Raw genomic sequence first — 24,200 nt, forward strand, 5'->3', positions numbered from 1 at the left:
CAGCGGACCAGCGAAGCAATCCGTTCTCTAGGATTGAGCCGCGATGCGCCGGGCTGAAGCCGCAGCCGTTTGGATAGCGGCGATCATCGCCCCGGGATTGGCTTGTGCGTGGCCGGCGATGTTGAACGCGGTGCCGTGATCCGGGGAAGTCCGCACGATCGGCAGCCCGAGCGTCATGTTCACGCCCTCGTCGAAATACAGCGTCTTGATCGGCACTAGCGCCTGATCATGGTACATGCACAATGCCGCATCGTAGCGGGCTCGGGCGCGTTCGTGGAACATGGTGTCGGCGGGGAAGGGGCCGTTCGCATCCACCCCTTCCGCGCGCAGCCGCTCGATCGCGGGCACGATCACGTCGATTTCCTCGCGGCCCAGCGCGCCGTCTTCGCCCGCATGGGGATTGAGCCCGGACACCGCGATGCGCGGCTGCTGGATGCCGAATTGACGCTGCAGGCCGCGGGCGGTCGCACGGCCCTTTGCCACAATGCGATCCGACGTCAGCATGTCTGGAACGGAGCGGAGCGGGAGATGAACGGTGACCGGAACCGTGCGAAGTGTGGGACCGACCAGCATCATCGCGACCAGATCGCTGGAAACGCCGCAGCGCTCTGCGACGAACTCGGTCTGCCCCGGATGGGTGAAGCCGACAGCGTAGAGCTGCGATTTGGAAACCGGGCCGGTGACAAGCGCCGAGGCCGCGCCGCTGCGGGTCAGTCCGACCGCAATCTCGAGCGAGTCGAGTGCGATCCGGGCGCCGTCAAGGTCGGGCGCCCCAGGCGTGATGGTCGCACCGTCGCCGACGCGGACCAGCGGCAAAGCCTCACGAAAGCAGGCCAGCGCCTCATCGGGGCTGGAGACGGCGCATACGGGGCCTCCCCACACCGCTTGGATTGAAGCGCATTCCCCCACCGCGAAAAATGGCGGCAGGCCGGATGTGTCCCGCCTTTCCCAGGCTTGGGCGACGATTTCAGGCCCCACTCCGGCCGGGTCGCCCAGCGCGATCGCCAGCGGCCCGCGCAGTTCCGGCACCGCGCTAGCGATAATCGACGACCGCGTCGCGTCGAAGGTCGCGAAGGTATCGCCGAGCACGTCGATTGACCCGCTCCTCCTCCAGCTGCGCATAGACTTGTTCGAAGGACGGGCCGCTCGTCGCTTCTGGGTCGTCACGGCCGCACAGGACGAGCACGCGGACGCCTTCGTCTACCGAGCCGAACGGATTGGTCGCCTGGCCGATGTCGAGCTTCAGCAGCATTTCCTGCAAAGCCGGCGGAAGGTCGCGGACGCGCGTCTGATCGTTGGAGACGACCTCAGCCCCGATCCTGGCGCCTGCTTCCTCGGCGCGGCCGCAGCCGCCCATCGACTGGGAAGTGCGGGCGAGTTCGAGCAACTTGGGCTCGACCTGCTCCCGCGTCGCGCCTTTCGGGAAGTTGATCGACATCTGCTTGAGGCTCAGGGTCGCATCGCGCGGATCGGCGGTCAGCACCTGGCGCGTGTCCTGCACCGAAATGACCGAGAAACCGCCCTGGACGGGGATCGGGTCGCTGACCTGGCCGACGCGAAGCACTCGCGCCGCCTCAGACAGGGGTTCGGGCAGCTGTTCGGCACGAACCCAGCCGAGATCGCCGCCCACGGCAGCCGTCGACGCTTCGGAGAACTGGCGGGCATAGGCGACAAAGGAAGCGCCCTGCCGGACCTGGTCGACGATTCGCGCCAGGTTGGCGCGCGCTTCGTTGGCCGTCTCCGGAGTCGAGGCGACGAAAATCTCGCCGATGCGGTATTCCTGGGTCCCCTTGGCCGCGTTCAGCCGATCGATCACCGACTTCACCTCTTCCTCGCCGACGGCGACAAACGGCTCGATCTTGCGGTTGAGCAGGCGCGACCAGGCGATCTCGCCATGGATCTGGCGCTTGATCGAGCGATCCGAAGAGCCACGGGCGCGTAGATATTCCGCAAAGGTTTTCGGAGTTTGCTTGAAGTTCTTCGCATACTGCTCGAAGTATCGATCGATCTCGCTCTGCTCGACCTTGATGTCGCTGGCCGCCGCAGCCTGGATCTGGAGCGCTTCGTCGACGAGGTTGCGCAGAACCTGGGCGCGCAGCACCTGCAGTTCGGCTTCGGGCACCCGGCCGCCATTGGCGAGCACGATGAGTGCGAGTCGCTGGTCCACATCGGTAGCCGTGATCACGTCGCCGTTGACAATCGCCGTCGCCTTGCGCACCGAACCATTGTCCTGCCCGAAGATCTGGACGTTGTTGGTGGTGGGCAGGTTGAGCGGAGCCGCCGAGTTCCCCGTCTGCGCCGCAGCCCCAAATGCCGCAATCGCGCCGCCAAGCACCAGCGCCGCCCTTCCATAAGTGCCGAGCTTCATCATTCCTCCAGTGAAAGCAGACATCTAGCCTGCTCCAAACATGCTGAACCCCAGCTTAGCGGGGGGCCGCCCCAAAATAGAGGCCTTCTTAACGCCCGAGGTTCTTCAACGCCACCCGGAACAGGAAGGTGTTGCCGCGCCGGAAGTCGCCCGTGGTCTCGTAATCGCGTCGCCAGGTTACGCCGATCTCGATGCAATCGTCGTCATAGGCGAAGCCGAGCCGGTGTCGGACGGGTTCGAAATTGTCGGCGTCGGTAGTCGGGTCCTCGCGCTGGCTGGTCAGATCGACCACGGCCGAGCCGAACACGGACCAGTAGCGGGCGAAGCGAACGCGTCCGCCGAGCCGGATTTCCTCGCGGTCGCGCAGATCCTCTATGGCGGGATCGATGTCGCGGTCGAGACGCAGATACCCAAGCGTCGCGTAGGTCTGGCGCCCGCCGAATACGAGGTCGATCTCGTTTCGGCGGAGCGTCGCATTGTCCTTGTCGATCCGGAAACGATGCACCAAGCTCAGACGCCGGCCATATTTGACGGTGGTGCGGCCTACGATGTCCGAGAATTGCTCGTCCAGCCCGGTCCCCGGCGGCAGTATCGCTCGCTTGTCGTCGAGCCTGTAGCTCTGGCCGACCGTGGTCCGGATCGCGATCCGGGGCAGGTCCAGCGCGTAATCGACCCCATAGGTGACGCGGGAGCCGTCCTCCCAGCGATCGTAGCCGGGAAATCGATTGAGCGCGAACAGGTTTGAGTCTTCCAGGTCGACCGAGCGCGCATCCTCGTTGGGTATCTCGAGGTTCTTGGTGGGCGCAGTGGCGACCAGTTGCAGCCGGGGGGTGAGCCGCTGCGTCCCCCCGAACAGCGGGCCTACCAGCGGCCAGCGCAGGTCGGCGGCGAGCGCGCCGATCGCGCGAGCGCTCCAGCCTTCCTCGCCGCGGTAGATGGTTGTCGGCGTCAGCAACGTGTCGTTCGCATGGTAGATATCGCCTCGACCATAAGCCGTCAGCGTGAGCTCCTGCCCCAGTCCGGTGATCGAGCGCCGCTCCCACCGAGCGGCGGCGAAGGCGCGCTGGGTGTCCTGCCCCTCGGTGCGCAGGATGGCGAGGCTGTTCGCCTGCAGCTCGACCCGGCCGCCAAGCAGCGGATCGGCGAAGAGGAATCGAGCGTCGACCGCAGGCAGCACGATCGGCTGCTGCCCGGCGACATCGGTGATCCGCAACCCTTGGAACGCCCAGCCCGCGATCGAGATGTAGCTGTTCTCGGAAATTCGCTCGGCATCGATCACGGAACGAAGCCGGTCGTCGCGGGAGATATCATAGCGGCGCAGGAAAGTGCGGTCGGTCACGTAGCGGCCCTGCGCCGTCACGCTCCAGAGCGGGTTGAGCTGGAAGCGCCCGTTCGCCTCAAGATAGCCCCGGATGCCGCGGTTGCGCAGTTCCTCCTCGCTCGCTTCGGAATCGATCCGGACGCGCGAGCCATGGGTCACAAAGCCGCCGACCTGGAACGCGCCAAGCTCGGTCAGGTGCCGATAGCGCCCCTCCAGCATCGGCAGCACGTCCGAGTAGAGATGCGGCGTAATCGTCGCGTCCCGGTTGGGGGCGAGCTTGAGATAGTAGGGAAAACTCAGCTCCAGGCCATTGGAACGGCTGAAGCGCAGGTCGGGCACGAGCAGGCCTGAGCCGCCGCCTTCCGACCCGTCGGGATGGGAAAGGCCCGGCAAGGCGAGAATAGGAGCGCCGAACAGGCTGAGGCTTGCGCCCTGGTAGCGGATGCGGTTGCGGACGGGATCGTGCGTCACCCGGACGGCGGTGATCTTCCAGGTCGGGTCCTTGGGGCAACCATTCTCGTCGACCACGGCGCATGGCGAATAAGCGGCCCGATTGAGCGTGGTGTATCCGTCCCGCCGCTCGCCGCGCTGGGCCGCGAGACGGCCGCCATCTTCGAGCACCAGCAGCAGGTTGTCGATCACGCCGTCGCGCAGCGTGTCGGTCAGGACGATGCTGTCGCCATAGACCGTGTCGCCCTGCGGGTTCGTTATTCGGACGTCGCTTTCAGCCCGCACCTCACCCGATCTGCGGTTCCAGACCACCCGCTCGGCGCGCAGGTTGTTGCCTTCGCTCAGCATTTGGACATTGCCGGAGACCGTGACGAGATCGCTTTCGCTTTCGTAGATGAGCTGGTCGGCGGTGAAATTGACCCGTCGCTCGGCTGTCCCGGCGCTCACGCCTGCAGCCGGGGGCGCCGGGACAGGCGCAGGCGATTGCGCCAGCGCGGCAGCGGACGCGGAAAGCATGAGCAGCGACAGCGCCGTCCGGCAGATCGATGTGCTGGTTTTCAAGTCAGAACCGAGAACTTCGCCCCGCCGCAAACCGTTTACGCGCGCCAGCCTTAGCCTATCGCACCTGAATCCGTGCGCTGCAATGGCGCAGGAGCAACAACCAGATTAGCCGATCAGACCTTTGCCTGGCCTCGCCGCTTCCCTATCAGGCGCGCGACAGAGGCGGGCTCCGCCCCGCGATCAGGAGGTTACCCGTGAAAGTCACTTTCGCCGAAGCCCGCCCGCAAGGCGCCTATGCGCTCGCTCTCCCGGTGTGGAGCGAATCCATGCTGAACGAGCGGCTGTCCGGGCTTGACGAAAATGCGCGCCGGCTTGCGGCCCGCGCCGCGGAAGCGCAGCGCTTTGAGCGCGAGCCGGCGGCGATCGCAGAGACTTTCTACGCGGAAGGCGAGAGCGCCCGCCGCCTCCTGCTCGCCGGACTTGGCGGCAAACGCGATGACGAAGCCTTGTTCGAGCGGGTTGGCGGTGCACTCACCGCGAAGCTGCTGACCTCGGGTGAGACCCGGCTGGTGATCGATCTAAGCGGGCTCGATGTCAGTGGTGAGGATGCCGCCCGGATCGGGTTCGGGGCGAGGGCCAGGAGCTGGCGCTACGACAAGTACCGCACCAAGCTCGCCAAGAAGCAGAAGCCGAGTCTCGAAGAAATCGTCATCGTCGGGGCGGGGCAGGGCGCCGACGTGGCCTGGCAGCGTCGCTCCGCCTTGCTTGATGGCCTGTTCCTCACGCGCGAACTGGTCACAGAGCCGGCCAACATCATCTACCCGGAAACCTTCGTCGAGCGGGTCCGCGTCGAGCTTGAGGGTTCCGGCGTCGAAATCGATGTGCTCGATGAGGGTCAGATGGCGGAGCTCGGGATGGGGGCTCTGCTCGGCGTCGGTCAGGGTTCGGTGCGCCCCCCGCGGCTTCTCGCGATGCGCTGGAACGGGGCAGGGGACGCAAATCGGAAGCCCGTCGTGTTCGTTGGAAAGGGCATCACTTTCGATACAGGCGGCATCTCGATCAAGCCGGCCGCCGGCATGGAAGCGATGAAGTGGGACATGGGCGGCGCCGGCGCGGTCGCAGGCGCTATGAAGGCGATCGCCACCCGCAAGGCGCGCGCCAACGTGGTCGGCATCTGCGTGCTCGCCGAGAACATGCCCGACGGCAATGCCCAGCGCCCCGGCGACGTGGTCACCTCCATGTCCGGCCAGACGATCGAAGTCATCAACACCGACGCGGAAGGCCGGCTCGTGCTGGCGGACGCGATGACCTGGGCTCAGCGCACTTACCAGCCTGAGGTGATGATCGATCTCGCCACGCTCACGGGAGCGATGATCATTGCGCTCGGCTTCGAATATGCCGGGCTCTTTTCCAATGACGACCAGCTGGCGGACAGGCTGACCAGCGCCGGCGCGGCCAGCGGCGACAAGCTCTGGCGTTTCCCGCTCGGCGAGGCTTACGACAAGCAGATGGACTCGCCGATCGCGGACATGAAGAATGCCGGCCCTCGCGAGGGCGGCTCGATCATGGCCGCGACCTTCCTGCAGCGGTTCGTCGAGGCAGGCACGAAATGGGCCCATCTCGACGTGGCCGGCACCGTTTGGGCCAACAAGCCCGGGACGCTCTACGACAAGGGCGCGACGGGCTATGGCGTGGCGCTGCTGGACCGCTTCGTCGCTGACAATTACGAGAAGTAACGGGCTGAATGCTCGTCGACTTCTACCATCTCGAAGCCTCACCGCTCGAGCGGGTGCTGCCCAGCATTTGTGACAAGATACTGGCTGGGGGCGAGCGGTTGCTGATCGTGGCGGAAACGGGTGAACTCCCGATGCTCGACGAACTGCTCTGGACCTACGCGGCCGACAGCTTCCTTCCCCATGCACGCCGCGAGCGGCCCAACCCCGAGCTGCAGCCGATCCTGCTGTCGGACACGCCGGAGCCGCTCAACGGTGCAACCAACGTCGCGCTCGGCGATGGTCGGTGGCGGGACGAGGCGCTTGGTTTCGCCCGCACCTTTTACCTGTTCGGCTCTACGCAGGTCGGCCCGGCTCGGGCCGCCTGGCGCACCCTCAAGAGCAACGCCGCCGTCCAGCCCAGATATTGGAAGCAGGAGGAGCGCGGCAAGTGGTTCCAGAGCGCCTGAACGGGAGCCGCTAACGGGGGCGAGGCTGGGGCGTTTCGGTTGGGCCGCCGGTCGCCAGGCGCGGCCAACCATCGCGCCAGACGAGGCGATCGAGAAGCATCACTCGTCGGCTGTTGACGTCATCCGTCGGCTTGGAGCGCGGCCGCCTGCTGTCCACCGCATGGTAGAGGATCCATTGATCCCCGTTCCGGTCTTCAGCCACGCTGTTGTGCCCTGGCGCAACCCAGTTTCCGCGTCGCTCGAGTATGACGCTGTTGGGCGCACCGGTCGCAGCGGCGAGCGTTTCGAACGGCCCCGTCGCGCTTCGCGAGCGCGCGACCAAGGTCGCGTAATGCGCCTTCGGCCCGCAGCAATTGTCGCCCGAGTAGAACATGTAATACCAGCCCCCGCGCTTCAGCACCCATGCGCCTTCGATCAGCCGCTGATACTCGGCCGGGTCTTCCGACTTTACGGGCTGGATCAGGTCGATGGGCGCGCTTCCCGGCGCGAACGAAATGCGATCTGGCCCAAGCTCCTGCACCTTGATCGGCTCGAAGCCGGATCCCCAGTAGAGCAGCCGCTTGCCCGTCGCCGGATCGTCATACGCCATTGGGTCGATATTGACGAAGCCCGGCCCGCACTGAAGCGGCCGGCCCATGTCGGTGAACGGACCTTCCGGCCGGCTCGCCGTTGCGACGGCGAGGCATAGGCCACGACTGGTGTCGGTCAGCGCTGCGTCGGGCTTGGCGGAATAGTAGAGATAGTAGCGGCCGCGATCCTCATGCACGTGCGGTGCCCAGAAATCCTGCGTCTTGCTCGCCCATTCGGGCTTGACCGGAAGCACGTCGGCAAGCCGTTCCCAGCCGACCAAATCGCGCGACCGCGCCACCTGGATGTTCGCTCCTCCGCCTTGGGTCGCATAAGCGTAGAAGAAGCCGTCCGACGCCTTCAGCACCGCGGGGTCCGGGAAGTCAGTGTTCAGAACCGGGTTGCTATATCGAGGGGCAGGGCTCGGCGTACCCACGCACCCACCCAGGCTCAGTGCCGCTAGCAAGCAGCCCAGGAGCCGATTTCGAAGGCTGATCGTCATGATCCCAGCATGCCAGTCGAAAAGCGAGCCCGCCAGCCTCTCCGCTTGGTGCGATCTACTTTCGCTTCTTGCGATAATGCTCGGCTGCAAGGGCGGCCCCCAGCAGGAAACCGCCGGGTGCAAGCAGGATCACAGCTGCCAGCCCAACCTTGCCAAGGATCTTCGTGCGCATCGCCGCGCCTTAGCACATCCTTGTGAACGGCCGGTGCACGCGCTTGCCCTTCGATTGTCGCCCGCCTAGAGACCCGGCGAAATCCCACCCACATCAATGGAGCTCTTCCGGCCATGGCGACCGAACGCACCTTCTCGATCATCAAGCCCGACGCCACTCGTCGCAACCTGACCGGCGCCGTCACCCAGATGCTCGAGCAAGCCGGCCTGCGCGTGGTCGCGTCCAAGCGCATCCACATGACGCGGGAGCAGGCCGAGGGCTTCTACGCCGTCCACCGCGAGCGTCCTTTCTTCGCCGATCTCGTGTCCTTCATGGTGTCCGGCCCGGTGGTCGTGCAGGTTCTGGAGGGTGAGGATGCCGTCGCTCGCAACCGCGAGGTGATGGGCGCCACCAATCCGGCCAACGCCGACGAGGGCACGATCCGCAAGGTCCATGCGGAATCGATCGAGGCCAACTCGGTGCACGGCTCCGACAGCGCTGAGAACGCCCGGATCGAAATCGAGTATTTCTTCAAGCCCGAGGAAATCGTCGGCTGACGCTCAGCGGGAACGCTGCCGCCAGATCGCGTCCAGGCGCGCCGCGGCGTCCTTCGCGCTGACCCGCTCGACCAGAGACAGCCCGAGCAGCTCGATATCGTTGTCGAGCAGGCCCTCGTCGATACGGTAGCCGACATCGTAGATCGCCGTGTCGCTATGCGTGGCGCCGCCGCTCAGGAAGCGTGTGGTGATCGCCACCGGCAGGCGCGGGTCGCCAGACGGCCGCCTCGCGCCATCCTTCTTCGGCACCTTCTCGGTGGCGGCTTCAATCCATTTCGCCTCGATGCGGGGATCAACCGTGTCGATCGCGCTGAGGCCAAGCGCCGACGGAAAGGCGATCGCCTGACTCTGGATGACTTGCTCCGGATCGCGCGTGGTCAGGCGCAGATTACGGCCATTCGCTTGCGCCGACAGGGTCAGCGTCTGCGCCTTGGCGCTCTTCGCCTGCTTCTCCGCCGCGCGCTCCGCCTCCGCGCTGCTCCGCTCCTGGTAGCTGTTCCAGAAGGTCAGTCCCGAGATCGCCACCGCGGCCACGGCAAGCACCTCGCCCAGGGTGATCCAGCGGCGCCGGATCGCCGCCGCCTCCGCGGCTTGTTGAGGGCTTTCCTTTTCAGCCACCAGGCGCTCCAACGCTGCTGTCCCGGGCAAGGCGCAACGCCCGGCAGAAATCGTCCAGCGTGCGCGGGTAAAGCTGGTGCTCCGCCTCCAGCACGCGCGCGGCGAGCGTCTCCGGATCGTCGCGCGGCTCTATCCTTACCCGTGCCTGGGCAAGCACAGGGCCATCATCCAGTTCCTCCGTCACGACATGAACCGAGCAGCCGGCATATTCATCCCCGGCCAGCAGCGCGCGCCGGTGTGTATCCAGCCCCTTGTAGAGCGGCAGCAGGGAAGGGTGGATGTTGAGGATGCGGCCCTCCCAAGCACGAACGAAATCGGCCGAGAGCAGCCGCATGTATCCCGCAAGCGCGATCACCTCGACTTGATGGCTGCGCATCTGCTTGTCGACCGATTCGTCGAACTCGGCGCGATCCATGTCCTTGTGGCTCTCTGCCCAGGTCGGCAGCCCGAAGCGCCGGGCGAGCACCAAGCCACGTGCTTCCGGCACGTTGGAGCCGACCAGCACAATCTCGTAAGCCGGATCGGCAATCCGCTTATATTCGGCCAGCGCCTCCAGATTCGAGCCCCGCCCCGACAGCAGCACGGCGACCCGCACTTTGTCAGTCATGGTGGGTGGCGGACCAGTCCCCGCGTGCGCTCCATGTCCCGGCAGCCCCGGAGACGGTGCAGCCGTGCGTTCCGCTTTCGATCCGGCCGATCTCGAACACCGTCTCGCCCGCTTCGCGCAGCGTGGTCGATAGCTCCGCCGCATTGGCGGGGTCGACGATCGCGACCATCCCGATGCCGCAATTGAATGTCCGCGCCATCTCCTCCGGCTCGATATGCCCTTGCGCTTGAAGAAAGGCCATCAGCCGCGGCTGCGGCCAACGATCGGCATCGACATGCGCGTGCAAGCCTTCGGGCAGCACACGGGGGATGTTTTCGAGCAAGCCGCCGCCGGTGATATGGGCAAGCGCTGCGATCCGGCCCGCCCGAACAGCCGGCAGCAGCGATTTCACGTAGATGCGGGTCGGCTCGAGTAAAGCTTCGATCAGCAATTGGTCTTGATCGAACATGGCCGGGCGGTCCAGTTTCCAGCCCTTGTCGGCTGCCAGCCGGCGGACGAGTGAATAGCCGTTTGAATGCACGCCGGACGAAGCGAGGCCGAGGATCAGATCGCCAGCGGCTACTCGGTCTCCGGTGAGCGCTTCGCCGCGCTCGACGGCGCCCACGCAGAAGCCAGCCAGGTCGTAATCCCCTTCCGCATACATGCCCGGCATCTCGGCCGTTTCACCGCCGATCAGTGCACATCCGGCTTGACGACAACCCTCCGCTATCCCTGCGATCACCCGCTCCGCCACTTCCTCATCCAATTTTCCGGTCGCGAAATAATCGAGGAAGAAGAGCGGTTCGGCACCCTGCACGATGAGGTCGTTCGCGCACATCGCGACAAGGTCGATGCCGACGCCGTCATGCCGCCCGGAGTCGATGGCCAGCTTGAGCTTGGTCCCGACCCCGTCATTCGCCGCGACCAGAAGCGGATCTTTGTAGCCTGCCGCCTTTAGGTCGAAGAAGCCGCCGAACCCGCCCAGCGCCGCATCCGCTCCCGGGCGGGCAGTTGACTTGGCGAGCGGCGCGATCGCTTTGACGAGCGCATTGCCGGCAGCGATAGAAACCCCCGCCTGCGCGTAGGTGTAGCTTGCCGGGCGCTCTGGTTCGGACATTGCAGCGGCCTAGCCACAACAGGCTTGGTTTTCCAAGGCCAAGTCGCCAAAAGGCCGCTCGTGACGCTTTCCCGACGGTTCCTTCTCCCTCCCGCGCTGGCTCTGCTCGCCCTTGTCGGTGGCGGCATGCTCTATGCCCAGCTCGAAGGCGGAGATCGCGGCATCCCGCCAATCGACAGCGCCAGCACGCTGGAAGTGACAGGCGTTGAAGTCGACGCCACCGGCAAGAGCAGCGAGGAGGCCCGTTTCGAAGGCTGGCGCCAGGCTCAGTCGAAAGGCTGGAAGATGCTGTGGGCCAGGACCACGGGGCAGCCGATCGAAAAGGCTCCGAACCTGTCGGACGCGGTGCTGAACGCGATGGTTGCGAGCATCGTCATCGAACAGGAGCAGATCGGACCCCGACGCTATATCGCGCGGCTCGGGGTTCTGTTCGATCGTGCCCGCGCAGGCCAGTTGCTCGGAAGCGGCACGGCCTCGGGTCGGCGCTCGGCTCCATTCCTTGTCATCCCTGTCATGGTGACGGGCTCGAGCTACCAGAGTTTCGAAAGCCGGAACGAGTGGCTGCGCGCCTGGAACCGTTTTCGCACCGGCGGCAGCGCGATCGATTATGTGCGCACCAGCGGCTCCGGGATCGATCCGCTCCTGCTCAAGGTAGAGCAGAGCCGCCGGCCGGGACGCGGATGGTGGCGCATGTTGCTCGACAGTTATGGCGCGGCCGACGTGATCGTCCCGGAAGTGCATTTGCGCCGCACCTATCCGGGCGGCCCGGCATTTGCGACTTTCATCGCCCGCTTCAGCCCCGACGATCGAGTGCTCGGCCGCTTCACTCTCCGCGCCGCTCGCAGCGACGCAATTCCGCGCATGCTGGACGAAGGCGTGCGGCGCCTGGACGCCATCTATACCCAGGCTCTCGAAGTCGGGATTCTCACTCCCGATCCGGCCTTGGTTGTGGAAGAGCCGGAGCTTTTGAACGAAGTCGCCGAGCAGATCGAGCGGGCGTCGGCGGGCGTCGCGGCCCCTGCGCCCCGCCCGCAAGCACCCTCTACTGCGATCCTCCCGGTCCCAACGGGGGCGGTGACCCCCGTCACCATCCAGGTCGACACACCGGTGGCCAGCTCCGTCGGACAGGCCGAGCTGGCGGTCAGCCGCGTGCCCGGCGTGAACTCGGCGCTCACGACCAGCACTGCGATCGGCGGCATCTCGACCATGAGAGTGACCTTCTCAGGCGACCCGGCGGCGCTCGCTGCCGCGCTGCAAGCCCAGGGGTGGACGGTCAGCGGCTCGGGAGCGTCCCTCCGCATCTCGCGCCCGGCGCCGGCGCCGGCGCCCACACCGGGCGAAACCAAGGAATAAGGCGTGAACCAGATCGCCCTGCCGCTCGACTGGCCGGTGGCGGACGGCAATGGTGATTTCCTGATCGGCGAGCCCAATCGGCTGGCCTTTGAGCATCTAAAGCGATGGTCGCTTTGGCCCGTGCCGGTGAGCCTCTTGACGGGTCCCCGCAAGTCGGGCCGGAGCTTGCTGGGCCGCATCTTCGTCCGGAAGACGGGCGGGCGATTGTTCGATGATGCCGAGCGCCACGATGAGGAGCGACTGTTCCACGCTTGGAATGAGGCCCAGGCGATGCGCAGGCCCCTGCTGCTCATTGCGCACCAGGTGCCCCCGGCCTGGGATATCAAGCTTCCCGACTTGCGCTCCCGAATCACCGCCACTCCGCAGATACGGATTGACGATCCGGACGACATCTTGCTGGCACAGCTGATCACCAAGCTTCTTGGGGATCGCGGGCTGGTCGTCTCCCCTGATGTGACCGAATTTCTGGTGCCCCGGATCGAACGCAGCTACCTTGCCGTTCAGCAGGTGGTGGACGTGATCGACAGGGCGATGCTGTCCAGCCGCGGCAAGATGGGCCTAGCCACCGTCCGGCGCACGCTCACCGAAGCGGGCCTGATCCGCACAGCCAAGCAGCGAGCCTGACATGGACAATCCCGCCGCAGCTGCCCCGATCGATGCCGATACCGGCGATCACAGCGCGCATGAGGCGCGGCTGCGCTATTTCAACCGCGAGCTGTCCTGGCTAGCATTCAACCAGCGCGTTCTGGAAGAAAGCTGCAACGAGGCTCACCCGTTGCTGGAGCGGCTGCGTTTTCTCTCCATTTCAGGCAACAATCTGGACGAATTCTTCATGGTCCGCGTCGCCGGGCTGAAGGGCCAGCAGCTGCTCGGGGTCGAGGAATTCTCGGCTGACGGGATGACGCCCGCCCAGCAACTCGCGGCGGTCGCGGCCGAGGCGGACCGCCTGGCTGCAAGCCAGCAACTGGTCTGGTCCGACCTGCGCGCGGCTCTTGCGCAGGCGGGCGTCGACGTGATCGGCGAATCCGGTATCGAGGAGGGCGCCGCCGCCTGGCTCGACCAGCACTTTCGCGAGCAGATCTTCCCGGTGCTCACGCCCCAGGCGATCGACCCGGCGCACCCGTTCCCGTTCATTCCGAACAAGGGCTTCTCGCTCATCTTCGATCTGAAGCGTCTCTCCGACGCAGAGCCGATTCGCGAGCTCTTGATGATTCCCGCCACCCTGCCGCGTTTTATCCGGCTGCCAGGCGAGGGCGCGCGCCATATCGCGGTCGAGGCGCTGATCCGCCGCCATATCGGTACGCTGTTTCCCGGCTATCAGATGCTGGGCGGCGGGGCGTTCCGGATCATCCGTGACAGCGACATCGAGGTGGAGGAGGAGGCGGAGGATTTGGTCCGCTTCTTCCGCAGCGCGATCAAGCGTCGCCGGCGCGGACGCGTGATCCGGCTGGAGCTCGAAGCCGGCATGCCGCCCGATCTCGAAGCACTGATCCGCGAGGGCATCGACGCGAGCGAGGCGATCGTCTCCGAATCGACGGGCTTTCTCGGCATCGGCGATCTCGAGCAGCTGGTCGAGGAGGATCGGCCCGACCTAAAGTTCCCACCATATTCACCACGCTTTCCGGAGCGGATCCGCGAGCATGGCGGGGACTGCTTCGCTGCGATCCGCGCCAAGGACATCATCGTCCACCACCCCTACGAAAGCTTCGAGGTGGTGATCGCCTTCCTCCGCCAGGCGGCCGAGGATCCGGACGTGGTGGCGATCAAGCAGACGCTCTATCGCGCCGGCAAGCAGTCGGCGGTCATCAACGCTCTGATCGCGGCGGCCGAGGCCGGCAAGTCGGTCACCGCGGTCGTCGAGCTCAAGGCCCGCTTCGACGAGGAACAGAATCTGCTGTGGGCCAACCAGCTCGAGCGGGCGGGCGTGCAGGTCGTCTATGGGTTCATCGACTGGAAGACCCACGCCAAGGTATCCATGGTCGTCCGCCGCGAGGAGAAGGGCTACCGCACCTACTGTCACTTCGGCACCGGCAACTACCACCCCGTTACGGCGCGCATCTACACGGACCTCAGCTTCTTCACCGCCGATCCGCGCGCCGGCCGCGACGCGGCGCAGATGTTCAATTACGTCACAGGATACGTCGAGCCTCGCGATCTCGAGCTGCTCACCATGTCACCGCACGGGCTACGCAATACGTTGTGCGAGCTGACGGAGAAGGAAATCGCGAACGTCCGCGCCGGCTTGCCCGGGGCGATCTGGGCAAAGATGAACTCGTTGGTCGATCCGACCATCATCGACAAGCTCTATGAGGCCAGCGCGGCAGGGGTGCAGATCGAGTTGATCGTTCGCGGGATCTGCTGCCTGCGGCCCGGCGTGCCCGGCCTGTCGGAGAATATCCGCGTCAAGTCGATCGTCGGCCGCTTTCTGGAACACAGCCGCATCTGGTGCTTCGGAAACGGCGGCGATCTGCCCAATCGCGACGCGCTCGTCTATGTGAGCTCCGCCGACTGGATGCCGCGCAACTTCGATCGCCGCGTGGAATATATGCTCCGGATCGAGAACAAGACGGTGCACACGCAGGTGCTCGACCAGGTGATGGTCGCCAGTTTGATCGACAACGAGCAGAGTTGGCGACTCCACCCCGATGGCCGTTACGAGCGGATCTCGCCGGACGACAAGCCGTTCAACCTGCACCGTTACTTCATGACGAACCCGTCCTTGTCGGGCCGCGGGGCGGCGCTCCGCAGCAGCGACGCCGTACCCGAGCTTCGCCTGCGCCGCCGCAGGTAATATTCTTCCCATGCTGACCGAACCGCTCGCGATCGTCGACATCGGCTCGAACTCCGTTCGGCTTGTCGTCTACGCGGGCTCCGCGCGCGTACCGTCTGCGATCTTCAACGAAAAGGTCATGGCCGGGCTCGGCCGCGACATGCCCGGCGGGATGCTCTCGGAAGAGGCGCAGGAGCGCGCGCTGGCCGCCCTCCGCCGCTTTGCCATCCTGACCCGTCAGATGGGCGTGGGCCGCACGCGGATCGTCGCTACGGCCGCGGTCCGTGACGCCAAGAACGGGACCGCGTTCATTCAGCGTGTCCGAGAGATCGGGTTCGAGCCCGAGCTCCTGTCCGGGGAGCAAGAAGGCATCATGGCCGGGCAGGGGGTTCTGGCCGGCATACCGGATGCCGACGGGCTGGTCGGCGATCTGGGAGGCGGCAGCCTCGAGCTGGTCGATATCCGCGTCGGCCAGGTGCTGCAGAGCGTGTCGCTGCCGTTCGGCGTACTTCGGCTGAACGCAGCAATCAAGGGGGACGGCCTCCAGAAGAAGCTCGCCAAGGCGCTTGATGCCTTCGACCTCGGCAGAGTTGGGCGCAAGCGGACCTTCTACATGGTCGGCGGCTCCTGGCGTGCGCTTGCTCGCCTCGACATGTTGCTGACCGGCTACCCGCTGCCGATCACGCACCAATATGTGATGCCCTCCGGCCGCCCGGCCGAACTCCAGAAGGCGTTGGCGGCGCTGAAGCCCGAGCTGAAGGGGCTCCCTGCCTTGTCGGACTCAAGAATGCCGCAGCTCCCGGCCGCAGCCGCGCTGTTGCGGGCTCTGGTCGAGGAGCTGAAGCCAAGCCGCTTGGTCGTATCCAGTTTCGGGATCCGGGAAGGGCTGTTGTTCGACGAACTCCCCGATCCGGTTCGCGCCCGCGACCCACTGATCGAAGGCGCGCGCGATTCAGGGCGGACTTTGGGGCGCTTCACCGAGCATGGCGCCTTGCTCGATCGCTGGATTGCGCCGGTGTTCGAGGACGATGAACAGGCCGCCCGGCTCCGGCTTGCGGCTTGCCTGCTCGCCGATGTGGCCTGGGCCGCTCATCCCGACTTTCGCGCGGAGCGCGGCGTCGACATGGCGCTGCACGGCAATTGGGTCGGCGTCGATGGGCCGGGCCGAGTCACCATTGCACAGGCGCTTTTCTCAAACTTCGGCGGGGGCCGCGACTTCGCGGACAATCCCGCAGCGCGGCTATGCAGTCCGGAAACGCTCGCGCGCGCATCTCATTGGGGGCTTGCTATGCGCTTGGGCCAACGTCTCAGCGGCGGCGTCGCGGCCAGCCTGGAGCGCAGCCGGCTGATCAGGCGCGAGGGCCGCTTGCGCCTCGAACTCAAGCGCGCCGACGAACCGCTTTACGGTGAAACTGTCGAGCGCCGGCTGCATACGCTCGCCCATGCGCTTGGGCTCAAGCCGGAAGCGGTCGCGGTCTAGGCGTCAGCCGCACTTGATCCCGGTCACGCGATTTCTCCCGTCCAGCTCGATGTTCAGCCGGTCCGTCCGATAGTCCATCGTCACCATCTGCCCGGGCTGGACCCAGCGGATTGTCCGCGCTCCGGTTAGGGCCGACGCGCGGGCGCCAAGCTCGCCCGAGGCGGACTGCCCGACAAGCGCCTGGGCCTTGCCTGCCTCGCAGCGAAAGCCGGGACTGCTGCCATGCTCGGGAACGGCTTCCTCGCTTTGGGCCGGCGTCATGCAGGCAGCCGTGATCATCATCAGCGCTCCGGCGACTATCCTCAAGCCTGCACCTCCGTCCGCGTCATGATCAGCTTGCCGCCCCGGATCGCAAAGGCGAGTCGCCCTTCGACCAGATCGAGCGCATCGCGGCCGAATTCCTCGAACCGCCAGCCTTCGAGGATCGAAAGACCCTCGCGGCGCCCAGCGGCCAGCAGCTCCAGCTCCTCCGATCGCGCGACCAGCCGCGCCGCGACGTTGCTCTCCCGCGCCCGGATCTTGAGCAGGAGTTTGAGCAAGTCCGCGACCAGCGCGCCTTCCTTGCCGAGCCCGGGCTGGCGATCCTCGCGCGGCGGCAGCTCGGACGCGGGGAGGGGATGGGCGGAGGCGAGCGCGTCCATCAGCCGCGCGCCAATGTCATTGTTCTTCCACCCGGCCGAAAGCCCGCGCACCCGCGCCAGCGCCTCCTGGTTCGCGGGAGGGTGGGAGGCGACGTCGGCGAGCGTCTCGTCCTTCATGATCCGGCCGCGCGGGAGGTTCTTCTGCCGAGCTTCGATTTCCCGCCAGGCGGCGACCGCCTTGAGACGCCCAAGCACGTCCGGCTTGCGGCTCGAGACGCGGACTCGCTTCCACGCGAGGGCAGGATCGTTGGCGTAATTGGCAGGATCGCCGAGCCGCTCCATCTCCTGGTCCAGCCAGACGCCGCGTCCGGTCTTCTTCAGGCGCGCCAACATCTTCGGGAACAATGTCGCGAGGTGCGTCACGTCCCCGATCGCATAATCGATCTGGCGCTTGTCGAGCGGGCGGCGCGCCCAATCGGTGAAGCGGGCACCCTTGTCGAGGTTCTTTCCGAGCAGGTTCTCGACCAGGTTCGAATAGCCGACCTGCTCACCCAGCCCGAGCGCCATCGCGGCGATCTGGGTGTCGAACAAGGGATGGGGCGTGCCCCCGGTCAGGTTGTAGATGATCTCCAGATCCTGCCCACCCGCATGGACCACCTTCAGCACATCCTCGTTGTTGACGAGAAGATTGAGCAAGGGCGTCAGGTCGAGCCCTTCCGCCTTCGGGTCGATCGCGGCCGCTTCCTCCAGATTGCCGATCTGCACCAGGCACAGGTCGGGCCAATAGGTGTTCTCGCGCATGAATTCGGTATCGACTGCGACGAAGTCGGATTGGGCGAGACGCTCGCAAAGACTTTGCAGCGATTCGGTGTCGGTGATGAGTGGGTGGATGTGCATTGCAGCGCCTCATAGCCCCGGGCTCCGCGCTTGACAAAGTGGAGCGCAGGCGGCGAAGCGCATCGCCTTTCCCAGCCAGACCAGAAAGCCGCCATGCACGCCTATCGCACTCATACCTGCGCTCAACTGCGCGCGACTCAAGTCGGCGAGGAAGTCAGGCTCTCGGGCTGGGTGCATCGCAAGCGCGACCATGGCGGCGTGCTCTTCATCGACCTGCGCGACCATTACGGCATCACCCAGGTCGTCGCGGACGTGGATTCGCCCGCCTTGCCGGTACTGGAAGCCGTGCGCGTGGAATCGGTCGTCACAATTGATGGCGTGGTGAAAGCACGCGCCGACGGCACGAGCAATCGAGCGCTGGCGACAGGGGAGATCGAGGTGTTCGCGCGCGGCGCGACCGTTCAGTCGGCAGCACAGGAGTTGCCCCTCCCAGTTGCTGGAGAGGCGGAATATCCGGAAGATATCCGCCTTCGCTATCGCTACCTCGACCTTCGCCGCGAGCGCATCCACAGCAACATCGTGCTTCGCTCCAACGTGATCAGCTCGATCCGGCGTCGAATGGTCGATCAGGGTTTCACCGAATTCCAGACCCCGATCCTGACCGCCTCCAGCCCCGAAGGCGCGCGCGATTATCTGGTGCCGAGCCGCGTCCATCCCGGTAAATTCTACGCGCTCCCGCAGGCGCCGCAGATGTTCAAGCAGCTGATCATGGTCGCCGGCTTCGACCGCTATTTCCAGATCGCCCCCTGCTTCCGCGACGAGGACGCCCGCGCCGATCGCTCTCCCGGCGAGTTCTACCAGCTCGATCTGGAAATGAGCTTCGTCACGCAAGACGATGTATTCGCGGCTCTCGAGCCGGTTCTGGGCGGCGTTTTCGAAGAGTTCGCGAACGGCAAGAGCGTGACGCAAGGCGCTTTCCCGCGCATCCCGTATCGCGAAGCCATGCTGAAATACGGGTCCGACAAGCCGGACTTGCGCAATCCCATTCTGATCACCGACGTGTCCGATCATTTCCGCGGATCGGGCTTCGGCCTGTTCGCGAAACTGGTCGAAAGCGGTAATGTGGTGCGCGCGATCCCGGCGCCGAAGACGGCGGAGAAGAGCCGCAAGTTCTTCGACGAGATGAACGACTGGGCGCGCTCCGAAGGAAATGCGGGCCTTGGCTACATCACCCAGAAAGGCGGAGAGCTCGGCGGGCCCATCGCCAAGAACCACGGTGAGGAAGCGACCCGCAGGCTGATCGCGGAACTTGGGCTCGGACCGGACGACGGCATCTTCTTCGCGGCCGGCAAGGAAGGGCAGGCGGCCAAGCTCGCCGGCCTCGCACGAACACGCGTCGCCGAGCAGCTCGGCCTTATCGACGAGAGCCGGTTCGATTTCTGCTGGATCGTCGACTTCCCGATGTTCGAATATGACGAGGAAGCCAAGAAGGTCGACTTCAGCCACAACCCCTTCTCGATGCCGCAGGGCGAACTGGAAGCGCTCGAGACCAAGGACCCGCTCGATATCCTCGCCTATCAGTATGACATCGTCTGCAACGGTGTGGAGCTGTCGTCCGGCGCGATCCGGAACCACCGTCCGGACATCATGTACAAGGCATTTGAGATCGCCGGCTACAGCCGCGAGGATGTCGACACAAATTTCTCGGGCATGATCAACGCGTTCAAGTTCGGCGCTCCCCCGCACGGCGGCTCCGCGCCCGGCATCGACCGCATCGTCATGCTGCTCGCGGGCGAACCCAATATCCGCGAAGTCGTCCTTTTCCCGATGAACCAGCGCGCCGAGGACCTGATGATGGGCGCGCCCTCCGAGGTCTCGGCCAAGCAGCTGCGCGACCTGCACATCCGCCTGATCGAGCAGCCCGGGGCGACGCGGAAGGAGAAAGCCGAGCTGGTCCGGCCGGAATGATCGGGTAGCTCTCAATCCGTCACGCCGGCAAAGGCTGGCATCCATTTTGACTTCACCTTGACCACAGCCTGCGCTGGGGTGACGAAGGTGGGCATGATGAGGCTGGCCAACTACGAATCCGGAGCCCGGTTCAAGGGCGACTACGAAGCCGATCTGGGGGCGCTGCAGGAGCGGCTCGCCCGCATCCTCGTCTCCCATGTCGTCCACGGGCGGCGGAGCATGGTGGTGTTCGAAGGTTGGGACGCGGCGGGCAAGGGCGGCGCGATCCAGCGCCTGACCGCCAACTGGGACCCGCGCGCGTTCCGGGTGTGGCCGATCGCCGCGCCGAGCGAGGAGGAGAAGAACCGCCACTTCCTGTGGCGTTTCTGGACGCGGCTCCCCGGTGCCGGCCAGATCGCCGTTTTCGATCGCAGCTGGTATGGCCGGGTTCTCGTGGAGCGGGTCGAGGGCTTCGCCAGCGAGGCGGAGTGGCGACGTGGCTATGAGGAGATTAACGCGTTCGAAGCGCAACAGGCGGCGGACGGCACGGCGATCGTGAAGCTCTTCTTCCATGTCACGCAAGACGTGCAGGACAAGCGGCTGAAAGCGCGCCTCGAGCACCCCTGGAAGCGCTGGAAGGTCACCGAGGAGGACTTTCGCAACCGTGCTCGCCGGACTGATTATCACCAGGCGACCGAGGAAATGCTGGCGCGAACCGACAGTCGGGAGGCGCCCTGGTGCGTGATCGACGCGAACAACAAGAAGGCCGCGCGGATCGCCGCGCTGACCGTGATCGCCGATGCGCTGGGAGGGGCGGCGCCTGCCGACCCCCCGCCTGCACGGCCAGAGATCGACGCCATGGCGAAGTCAGCCTTCGCAAGACACGGTTAAGGCGCCATCGCGACGCGATCAGACGGAAGCGGGATATTCCACCGCGATCACCTCATATTCCCGCTCACCGGACGGAAGCCGGACAACTCGCAGGTCGCCGACCCTCGCCCCTCGCACCGCTCTGGCAATGGGCGAGTTCCAACTCACAAGCCCCGCGCCTGCGTCTGCCTCGTCTTCACCGACGAGCGTGATCACGCGCTGTTTCTCGTCCTGGTCCGCGAGGGTAACCGTGGCGCCGAACAGGGCGCGGGCGCGATCCTCCTGACGGGAGGGATCGACCACCTGCGCCGACTTCATCCGCTTTGAAAGCCAGGCAAGCCGCCGGTCGATCTCCCGCAGCTTCTTGCGGCCATAGATGTAATCGCCGTTCTCCGAACGGTCGCCATTCCCCGCCGCCCAGCTGATCGTTTCGACCAGTGCCGGCCGCTCGGCGGAGAACAAAGCCTCATATTCCTCACGCAACCGCCGATAGCCGGAGGGCGTGATATAGTTCGGTTGCTGGTCCATTCGTTTCCCGCGGGGCTGAGCGCATTGCCGGCTCCAAGCCGGAGCTTATGCCACTTCGTCCCGCCTGCAAGTGTCCGCTTCCGGTCACGAGGTGTTCACGGGCGGACGATCGGGGCGCAAGCGGGTCAAGCTGCCACCGTGACCGCGATGGCACGGCTCTTGCTGAACCAGCAAGCGTGCCGCATCTGCGCTTGGCGGTTCAGAGGCTTGCCGATACAAGAGTCAGGAACTGTGTTGCGTGGACAATACAGCTGTGCGATCAAGGGCGGGATGACCGAGCATAATTTCGAGCAGATGCGGCGAGCGATGGTTTCGAACAGCCTTCGCACGACGGGCGTCAGCGATGCGCGCGTGCTCGCCGCGATGGGCGCGGTCCCGCGCGAGCGCTTCGTGCCGCCGGAGCGGGCCGCGGTCGCTTATGCCGACAACCCGGTCCCGCTGACGGGCGATCGCGAGCTCAATTCGCCGCTTGCGCTTGGCCGGCTACTGACCGAGGCCGCCCCCCAGGACGGCGAGCGCGCGCTCGTGATCGGCGCCGCGACAGGTTATGCAGCCGCTGTGATGGACCGGCTGGTGGGCTCCGTCGTCGCCGTGGAGGACGATCCGGAGCTGGTCGCGATCGCGCATACCCGGCTGGCCGATACGGGTGTGAAGCTTGTCCACGGGCCCATGACCGAGGGCTATGAACCCGGCGCGCCTTATGATCTGATCCTGATCGACGGCGCGGTGGAGTTCATTCCGGATATGCTGGTCGCGCAATTGCGGGACGGGGGGCGGCTTGCGGCCGCGCTCCTGGAGGAGGGCGTCAGCCGCCTGGCGATCGGGCGCCGCGCTGGCGAGGGATTCGGAATGGCGCCGGTATCGGACAGGGCGGCGGCGATCCTGCCGGGCTTCGTCATGCCGCGCACTTTTACTTTTTGAAGCGGAGTTTGGGCGTCATGCGGGGTGGGTTATTGAGTGCGGCGGCGCTTGGCGCGCTGCTGATCGGAAGTGCGGCCGAGGCCGATACGCTACGCGACGCGCTCAATCGCGTTTATGCGGCGAACCCGACCCTCACCGGGCAGCGCGCACAGTTGCGCGGCCTCGACGAAGCGGTCGCGATCGCCCGCGCGCTCGGGCGACCGCAAGTCTCGGCGACCGCTGGGTTGAACCAGGATCTGACCCGCACAGGCGGCGGCAACGGCCGCAACCTCAACCTCGGCGTCGACGTCAGCTACCCCCTGTTCAACGGCGGCAGCGTCCGCAACCAGATCCGCGCCGCCGATGAACGCGTCCTCGCCGGCCGAGCGCTGCTCCGCGCGGTCGAAGGCGATATCTTCACCGAGGCGGTGGCGGCCTACATGGACGTGATCCGCGACAGCTCCATCGTGGCGCTCAACCGCAACCAGGTTCGGGTGCTCGAAACCAACCTCCAGGCGAGCCGCGACCGGTTCGAGGTCGGAGACCTCACCCGCACCGATGTCGCGCAGTCCGAAGCACGCCTGGAACTGGCCCGAAGCGCGTTGGCGACCGTGCAGGGCCGGCTGACCTCCAGCGAGGAAAATTATCAGCGCGTCATCGGTGACCGGCCCGACAACCTCCAGCCACCGCCGCCGCTCCCGACCCTTCCGGGCACCGCCGATCAGGCGGTGCAGGTCGCGCTGTCCAACAATGCCGACCTGGTCTCGATCGCCGCGCAGATCCGGGCCGCGGAGCGTGACGTCGCGATCGCCCGGGCAGACCGGCTGCCGACCGTCAATGCGATCGGTTCGGGCCGCGGCACGAACTTCCTCGGCACCGCCGACGAGCAGTTCGCGCCCGGCGCAAGCAATACGCAAACGTCGACCAGCGTCGGCGTCCAGGGCCGGATCCCGATCTATCAGGGCGGCCTCGTCGGCGCGCGTGTGCGCCAGGCGCAGGCTTTCCAGGGCCAGCTCATCGAGCAGGGCGTCGCCGTGGAGCGTTCGGTCGTTGCACAGACGCGCGCCGCGTTCGCAACCTACCGCGCCTCGCTGGAAGCCATCGAATCGAACGAAACGGCGGTTGCCGCAAACCAGCTGGCGCTGGAGGGCGTACGGGCCGAGCAGACGGTCGGCACCCGCAACGTGCTCGACGTGCTGAACGCGGAGCAGGAGCTGCTCAACAGCCAGGTCCAACTCGTCTCCGCCCGGCGCGACGCTTATGTCGCGGGCTTCAACCTGCTCAACGCGATGGGCCAGGCCGAGGTCGAGGACCTGAACCTGGACGGCGGGCCGCTTTACGATCCCGTCGCCAACTACAATCGCGTGACCCGCCGGACCGGCGACTGGGGCGACGATCCGCGACCGGGGCAGCCGGTCGCGACCCGCACCGTGACTGTCGGTCCGCCGGACACGTCCGCGCCGGCGCGAACCGTCCCACTGCCGCCGGCCCGCCCTAATCAGCCGACCCAGGGGCAGGGGCAAAACACCCCCGTGACACAGCCCAATCAATAAGCAATAACTTGGCCATGGGGGACATGAACCAAGATCCGTCGATGGAAGAGATACTCGCTTCCATCAAACGCGTCATCGCCGATGACGCTCGCCCGGCGCCGGGCCCAGCGCCGCGTGCCCGCGGTGACGAGGAGCCCATCGAGGTTTCCGACGCGCCGCCTCCGCCCGAACCGGAGGAGGACGTGCTGGAGCTGAGCGAGCCGCTCCGCGAGGATCACGGCCTCATCTCGGCGAACGTGACCGCCACCGCCCGCCAATCGCTGGCGGCGCTCGCGGCGGTCCGCCCAAAGAGCTTTGAGCCGCAGGCCTATGGGGGTGACGGCCCACTCGAGGCTGTCGTGCGCGAGATGCTTCGTCCGATGCTCAAGGATTGGCTCGATACGCGCCTGCCCGAGATGGTCGAGGACATGGTTGCCCGCGAGATCGCCCGGATCACCGGCAAGCGGCTTTAGTCGCAGCTT

At 66.0% G+C, this 24,200-nt stretch carries 22 protein-coding genes; 12 read left to right on the top strand and 10 right to left on the bottom strand.

Annotated features, from left to right (window positions below):
* Positions 1-27 precede the first annotated feature (27 nt).
* From pdxA to VF631_RS08810, 3 genes are all read right to left on the bottom strand, one after another.
* On the bottom strand, positions 28-1,020 hold the full coding sequence (gene pdxA, locus VF631_RS08800; RefSeq protein WP_431850045.1) for a 4-hydroxythreonine-4-phosphate dehydrogenase PdxA: 993 nt from the start codon (positions 1,018-1,020) through the stop codon (positions 28-30).
* A gap of 13 nt (positions 1,021-1,033) precedes the next feature.
* Positions 1,034-2,392 (bottom strand): peptidylprolyl isomerase, encoded by a 1,359-nt coding sequence (locus VF631_RS08805; RefSeq protein WP_431849913.1) that lies wholly within the window; start codon positions 2,390-2,392, stop codon positions 1,034-1,036.
* 64 nt (positions 2,393-2,456) lie between these two features.
* A complete protein-coding gene (locus VF631_RS08810) occupies positions 2,457-4,655 on the bottom strand; it encodes an LPS-assembly protein LptD (protein WP_431850046.1) in 2,199 nt (732 codons plus the stop codon).
* A 239-nt stretch (positions 4,656-4,894) separates the two neighbouring features.
* Between VF631_RS08810 and VF631_RS08815 the strand changes: the two genes are divergently transcribed.
* Complete coding sequence (locus VF631_RS08815) at positions 4,895-6,376, top strand: leucyl aminopeptidase (RefSeq protein ID WP_431849914.1); 1,482 nt, start codon at positions 4,895-4,897, stop codon at positions 6,374-6,376.
* A gap of 8 nt (positions 6,377-6,384) precedes the next feature.
* On the top strand, positions 6,385-6,822 hold the full coding sequence (locus VF631_RS08820; RefSeq protein ID WP_431849915.1) for a DNA polymerase III subunit chi: 438 nt from the start codon (positions 6,385-6,387) through the stop codon (positions 6,820-6,822).
* 10 nt (positions 6,823-6,832) lie between these two features.
* On the opposite strand, the gene VF631_RS08825 is transcribed toward VF631_RS08820, so the two are convergent.
* Positions 6,833-7,825 carry a glycoside hydrolase family 43 protein gene (locus tag VF631_RS08825; RefSeq protein WP_431849916.1) on the bottom strand — a complete coding sequence of 331 codons (993 nt, stop codon included), beginning with the start codon at positions 7,823-7,825 and terminating at the stop codon, positions 6,833-6,835.
* A 351-nt stretch (positions 7,826-8,176) separates the two neighbouring features.
* On the opposite strand from VF631_RS08825, the gene ndk reads away from it, so the two are divergent.
* Positions 8,177-8,599: a nucleoside-diphosphate kinase gene (gene ndk, locus VF631_RS08830; protein ID WP_431849917.1), complete on the top strand. Its 423-nt coding sequence runs from the start codon at positions 8,177-8,179 to the stop codon at positions 8,597-8,599.
* A 3-nt stretch (positions 8,600-8,602) separates the two neighbouring features.
* Here the strand turns inward: ndk and VF631_RS08835 are convergent, their stop codons facing one another.
* The 3 genes from VF631_RS08835 to purM are packed head-to-tail and all read right to left on the bottom strand — an operon-like array spanning position 8,603 to position 10,920.
* Complete coding sequence (locus VF631_RS08835; RefSeq protein WP_431849918.1) at positions 8,603-9,217, bottom strand: hypothetical protein; 615 nt, start codon at positions 9,215-9,217, stop codon at positions 8,603-8,605.
* Positions 9,210-9,824, bottom strand: coding sequence for a phosphoribosylglycinamide formyltransferase (purN, locus tag VF631_RS08840; RefSeq protein ID WP_431849919.1), 615 nt, complete (start codon positions 9,822-9,824; stop codon positions 9,210-9,212). Before purN ends, VF631_RS08835 begins: the two co-directional genes overlap by 8 nt.
* On the bottom strand, positions 9,817-10,920 hold the full coding sequence (purM, locus tag VF631_RS08845) for a phosphoribosylformylglycinamidine cyclo-ligase (RefSeq protein WP_431849920.1): 1,104 nt from the start codon (positions 10,918-10,920) through the stop codon (positions 9,817-9,819). The genes purN and purM overlap by 8 nt, the downstream gene beginning before the upstream one ends.
* Positions 10,921-10,980: 60 nt before the next feature.
* On the opposite strand from purM, the gene VF631_RS08850 reads away from it, so the two are divergent.
* Genes VF631_RS08850 through VF631_RS08865 form a run of 4 tightly spaced genes read left to right on the top strand, consistent with a single transcriptional unit; the run spans position 10,981 to position 16,523 of the window.
* The gene (locus VF631_RS08850; protein WP_431849921.1) at positions 10,981-12,273 is read left to right on the top strand and encodes a heavy-metal-associated domain-containing protein; all 1,293 of its coding nucleotides are present in this window, start codon (positions 10,981-10,983) and stop codon (positions 12,271-12,273) included.
* 3 nt (positions 12,274-12,276) lie between these two features.
* Positions 12,277-12,897, top strand: a complete 621-nt coding sequence (locus VF631_RS08855; protein ID WP_431849922.1) for a chromosomal replication initiator DnaA — start codon at positions 12,277-12,279, stop codon at positions 12,895-12,897.
* Between the two features lies 1 nt (position 12,898).
* Entirely contained in the window at positions 12,899-15,064 is a 2,166-nt protein-coding gene (locus VF631_RS08860; protein ID WP_431849923.1) for an RNA degradosome polyphosphate kinase, read from the top strand.
* 10 nt (positions 15,065-15,074) lie between these two features.
* Positions 15,075-16,523 (top strand): Ppx/GppA family phosphatase, encoded by a 1,449-nt coding sequence (locus VF631_RS08865; RefSeq protein ID WP_431849924.1) that lies wholly within the window; start codon positions 15,075-15,077, stop codon positions 16,521-16,523.
* Between the two features lie 3 nt (positions 16,524-16,526).
* Here the strand turns inward: VF631_RS08865 and VF631_RS08870 are convergent, their stop codons facing one another.
* On the bottom strand, positions 16,527-16,829 hold the full coding sequence (locus VF631_RS08870; RefSeq protein ID WP_431849925.1) for an I78 family peptidase inhibitor: 303 nt from the start codon (positions 16,827-16,829) through the stop codon (positions 16,527-16,529).
* Positions 16,826-18,001: a ribonuclease D gene (gene rnd, locus VF631_RS08875; RefSeq protein ID WP_431849926.1), complete on the bottom strand. Its 1,176-nt coding sequence runs from the start codon at positions 17,999-18,001 to the stop codon at positions 16,826-16,828. The genes VF631_RS08870 and rnd overlap by 4 nt, the downstream gene beginning before the upstream one ends.
* A 93-nt stretch (positions 18,002-18,094) precedes the next feature.
* On the opposite strand from rnd, the gene aspS reads away from it, so the two are divergent.
* Together aspS and VF631_RS08885 are read left to right on the top strand one after the other, a co-directional pair.
* The gene (aspS, locus tag VF631_RS08880; protein ID WP_431850047.1) at positions 18,095-19,909 is read left to right on the top strand and encodes an aspartate--tRNA ligase; all 1,815 of its coding nucleotides are present in this window, start codon (positions 18,095-18,097) and stop codon (positions 19,907-19,909) included.
* 93 nt (positions 19,910-20,002) lie between these two features.
* On the top strand, positions 20,003-20,779 hold the full coding sequence (locus tag VF631_RS08885) for a polyphosphate kinase 2 family protein (protein WP_431849927.1): 777 nt from the start codon (positions 20,003-20,005) through the stop codon (positions 20,777-20,779).
* An 18-nt stretch (positions 20,780-20,797) separates the two neighbouring features.
* Here VF631_RS08885 and greB read toward each other — a convergent pair whose 3' ends face one another.
* The gene (gene greB / locus VF631_RS08890) at positions 20,798-21,286 is read right to left on the bottom strand and encodes a transcription elongation factor GreB (RefSeq protein WP_431849928.1); all 489 of its coding nucleotides are present in this window, start codon (positions 21,284-21,286) and stop codon (positions 20,798-20,800) included.
* A 270-nt stretch (positions 21,287-21,556) separates the two neighbouring features.
* Here greB and VF631_RS08895 point away from each other — a divergent pair, with 270 nt between their 5' ends.
* Genes VF631_RS08895 through VF631_RS08905 form a run of 3 tightly spaced genes read left to right on the top strand, consistent with a single transcriptional unit; the run spans position 21,557 to position 24,191 of the window.
* Positions 21,557-22,207 (top strand): protein-L-isoaspartate O-methyltransferase family protein, encoded by a 651-nt coding sequence (locus VF631_RS08895; RefSeq protein ID WP_431849929.1) that lies wholly within the window; start codon positions 21,557-21,559, stop codon positions 22,205-22,207.
* 17 nt (positions 22,208-22,224) lie between these two features.
* Positions 22,225-23,739 carry a TolC family outer membrane protein gene (locus VF631_RS08900; protein ID WP_431849930.1) on the top strand — a complete coding sequence of 505 codons (1,515 nt, stop codon included), beginning with the start codon at positions 22,225-22,227 and terminating at the stop codon, positions 23,737-23,739.
* Positions 23,740-23,762: 23 nt separating this feature from the next.
* On the top strand, positions 23,763-24,191 hold the full coding sequence (locus VF631_RS08905; protein WP_431849931.1) for a DUF2497 domain-containing protein: 429 nt from the start codon (positions 23,763-23,765) through the stop codon (positions 24,189-24,191).
* Positions 24,192-24,200: the final 9 nt, after the last annotated feature.

Origin of the sequence: Allosphingosinicella sp. (genome assembly GCF_036387615.1) — a bacterium.
Classification (GTDB): Bacteria; Pseudomonadota; Alphaproteobacteria; order Sphingomonadales; family Sphingomonadaceae; genus Allosphingosinicella.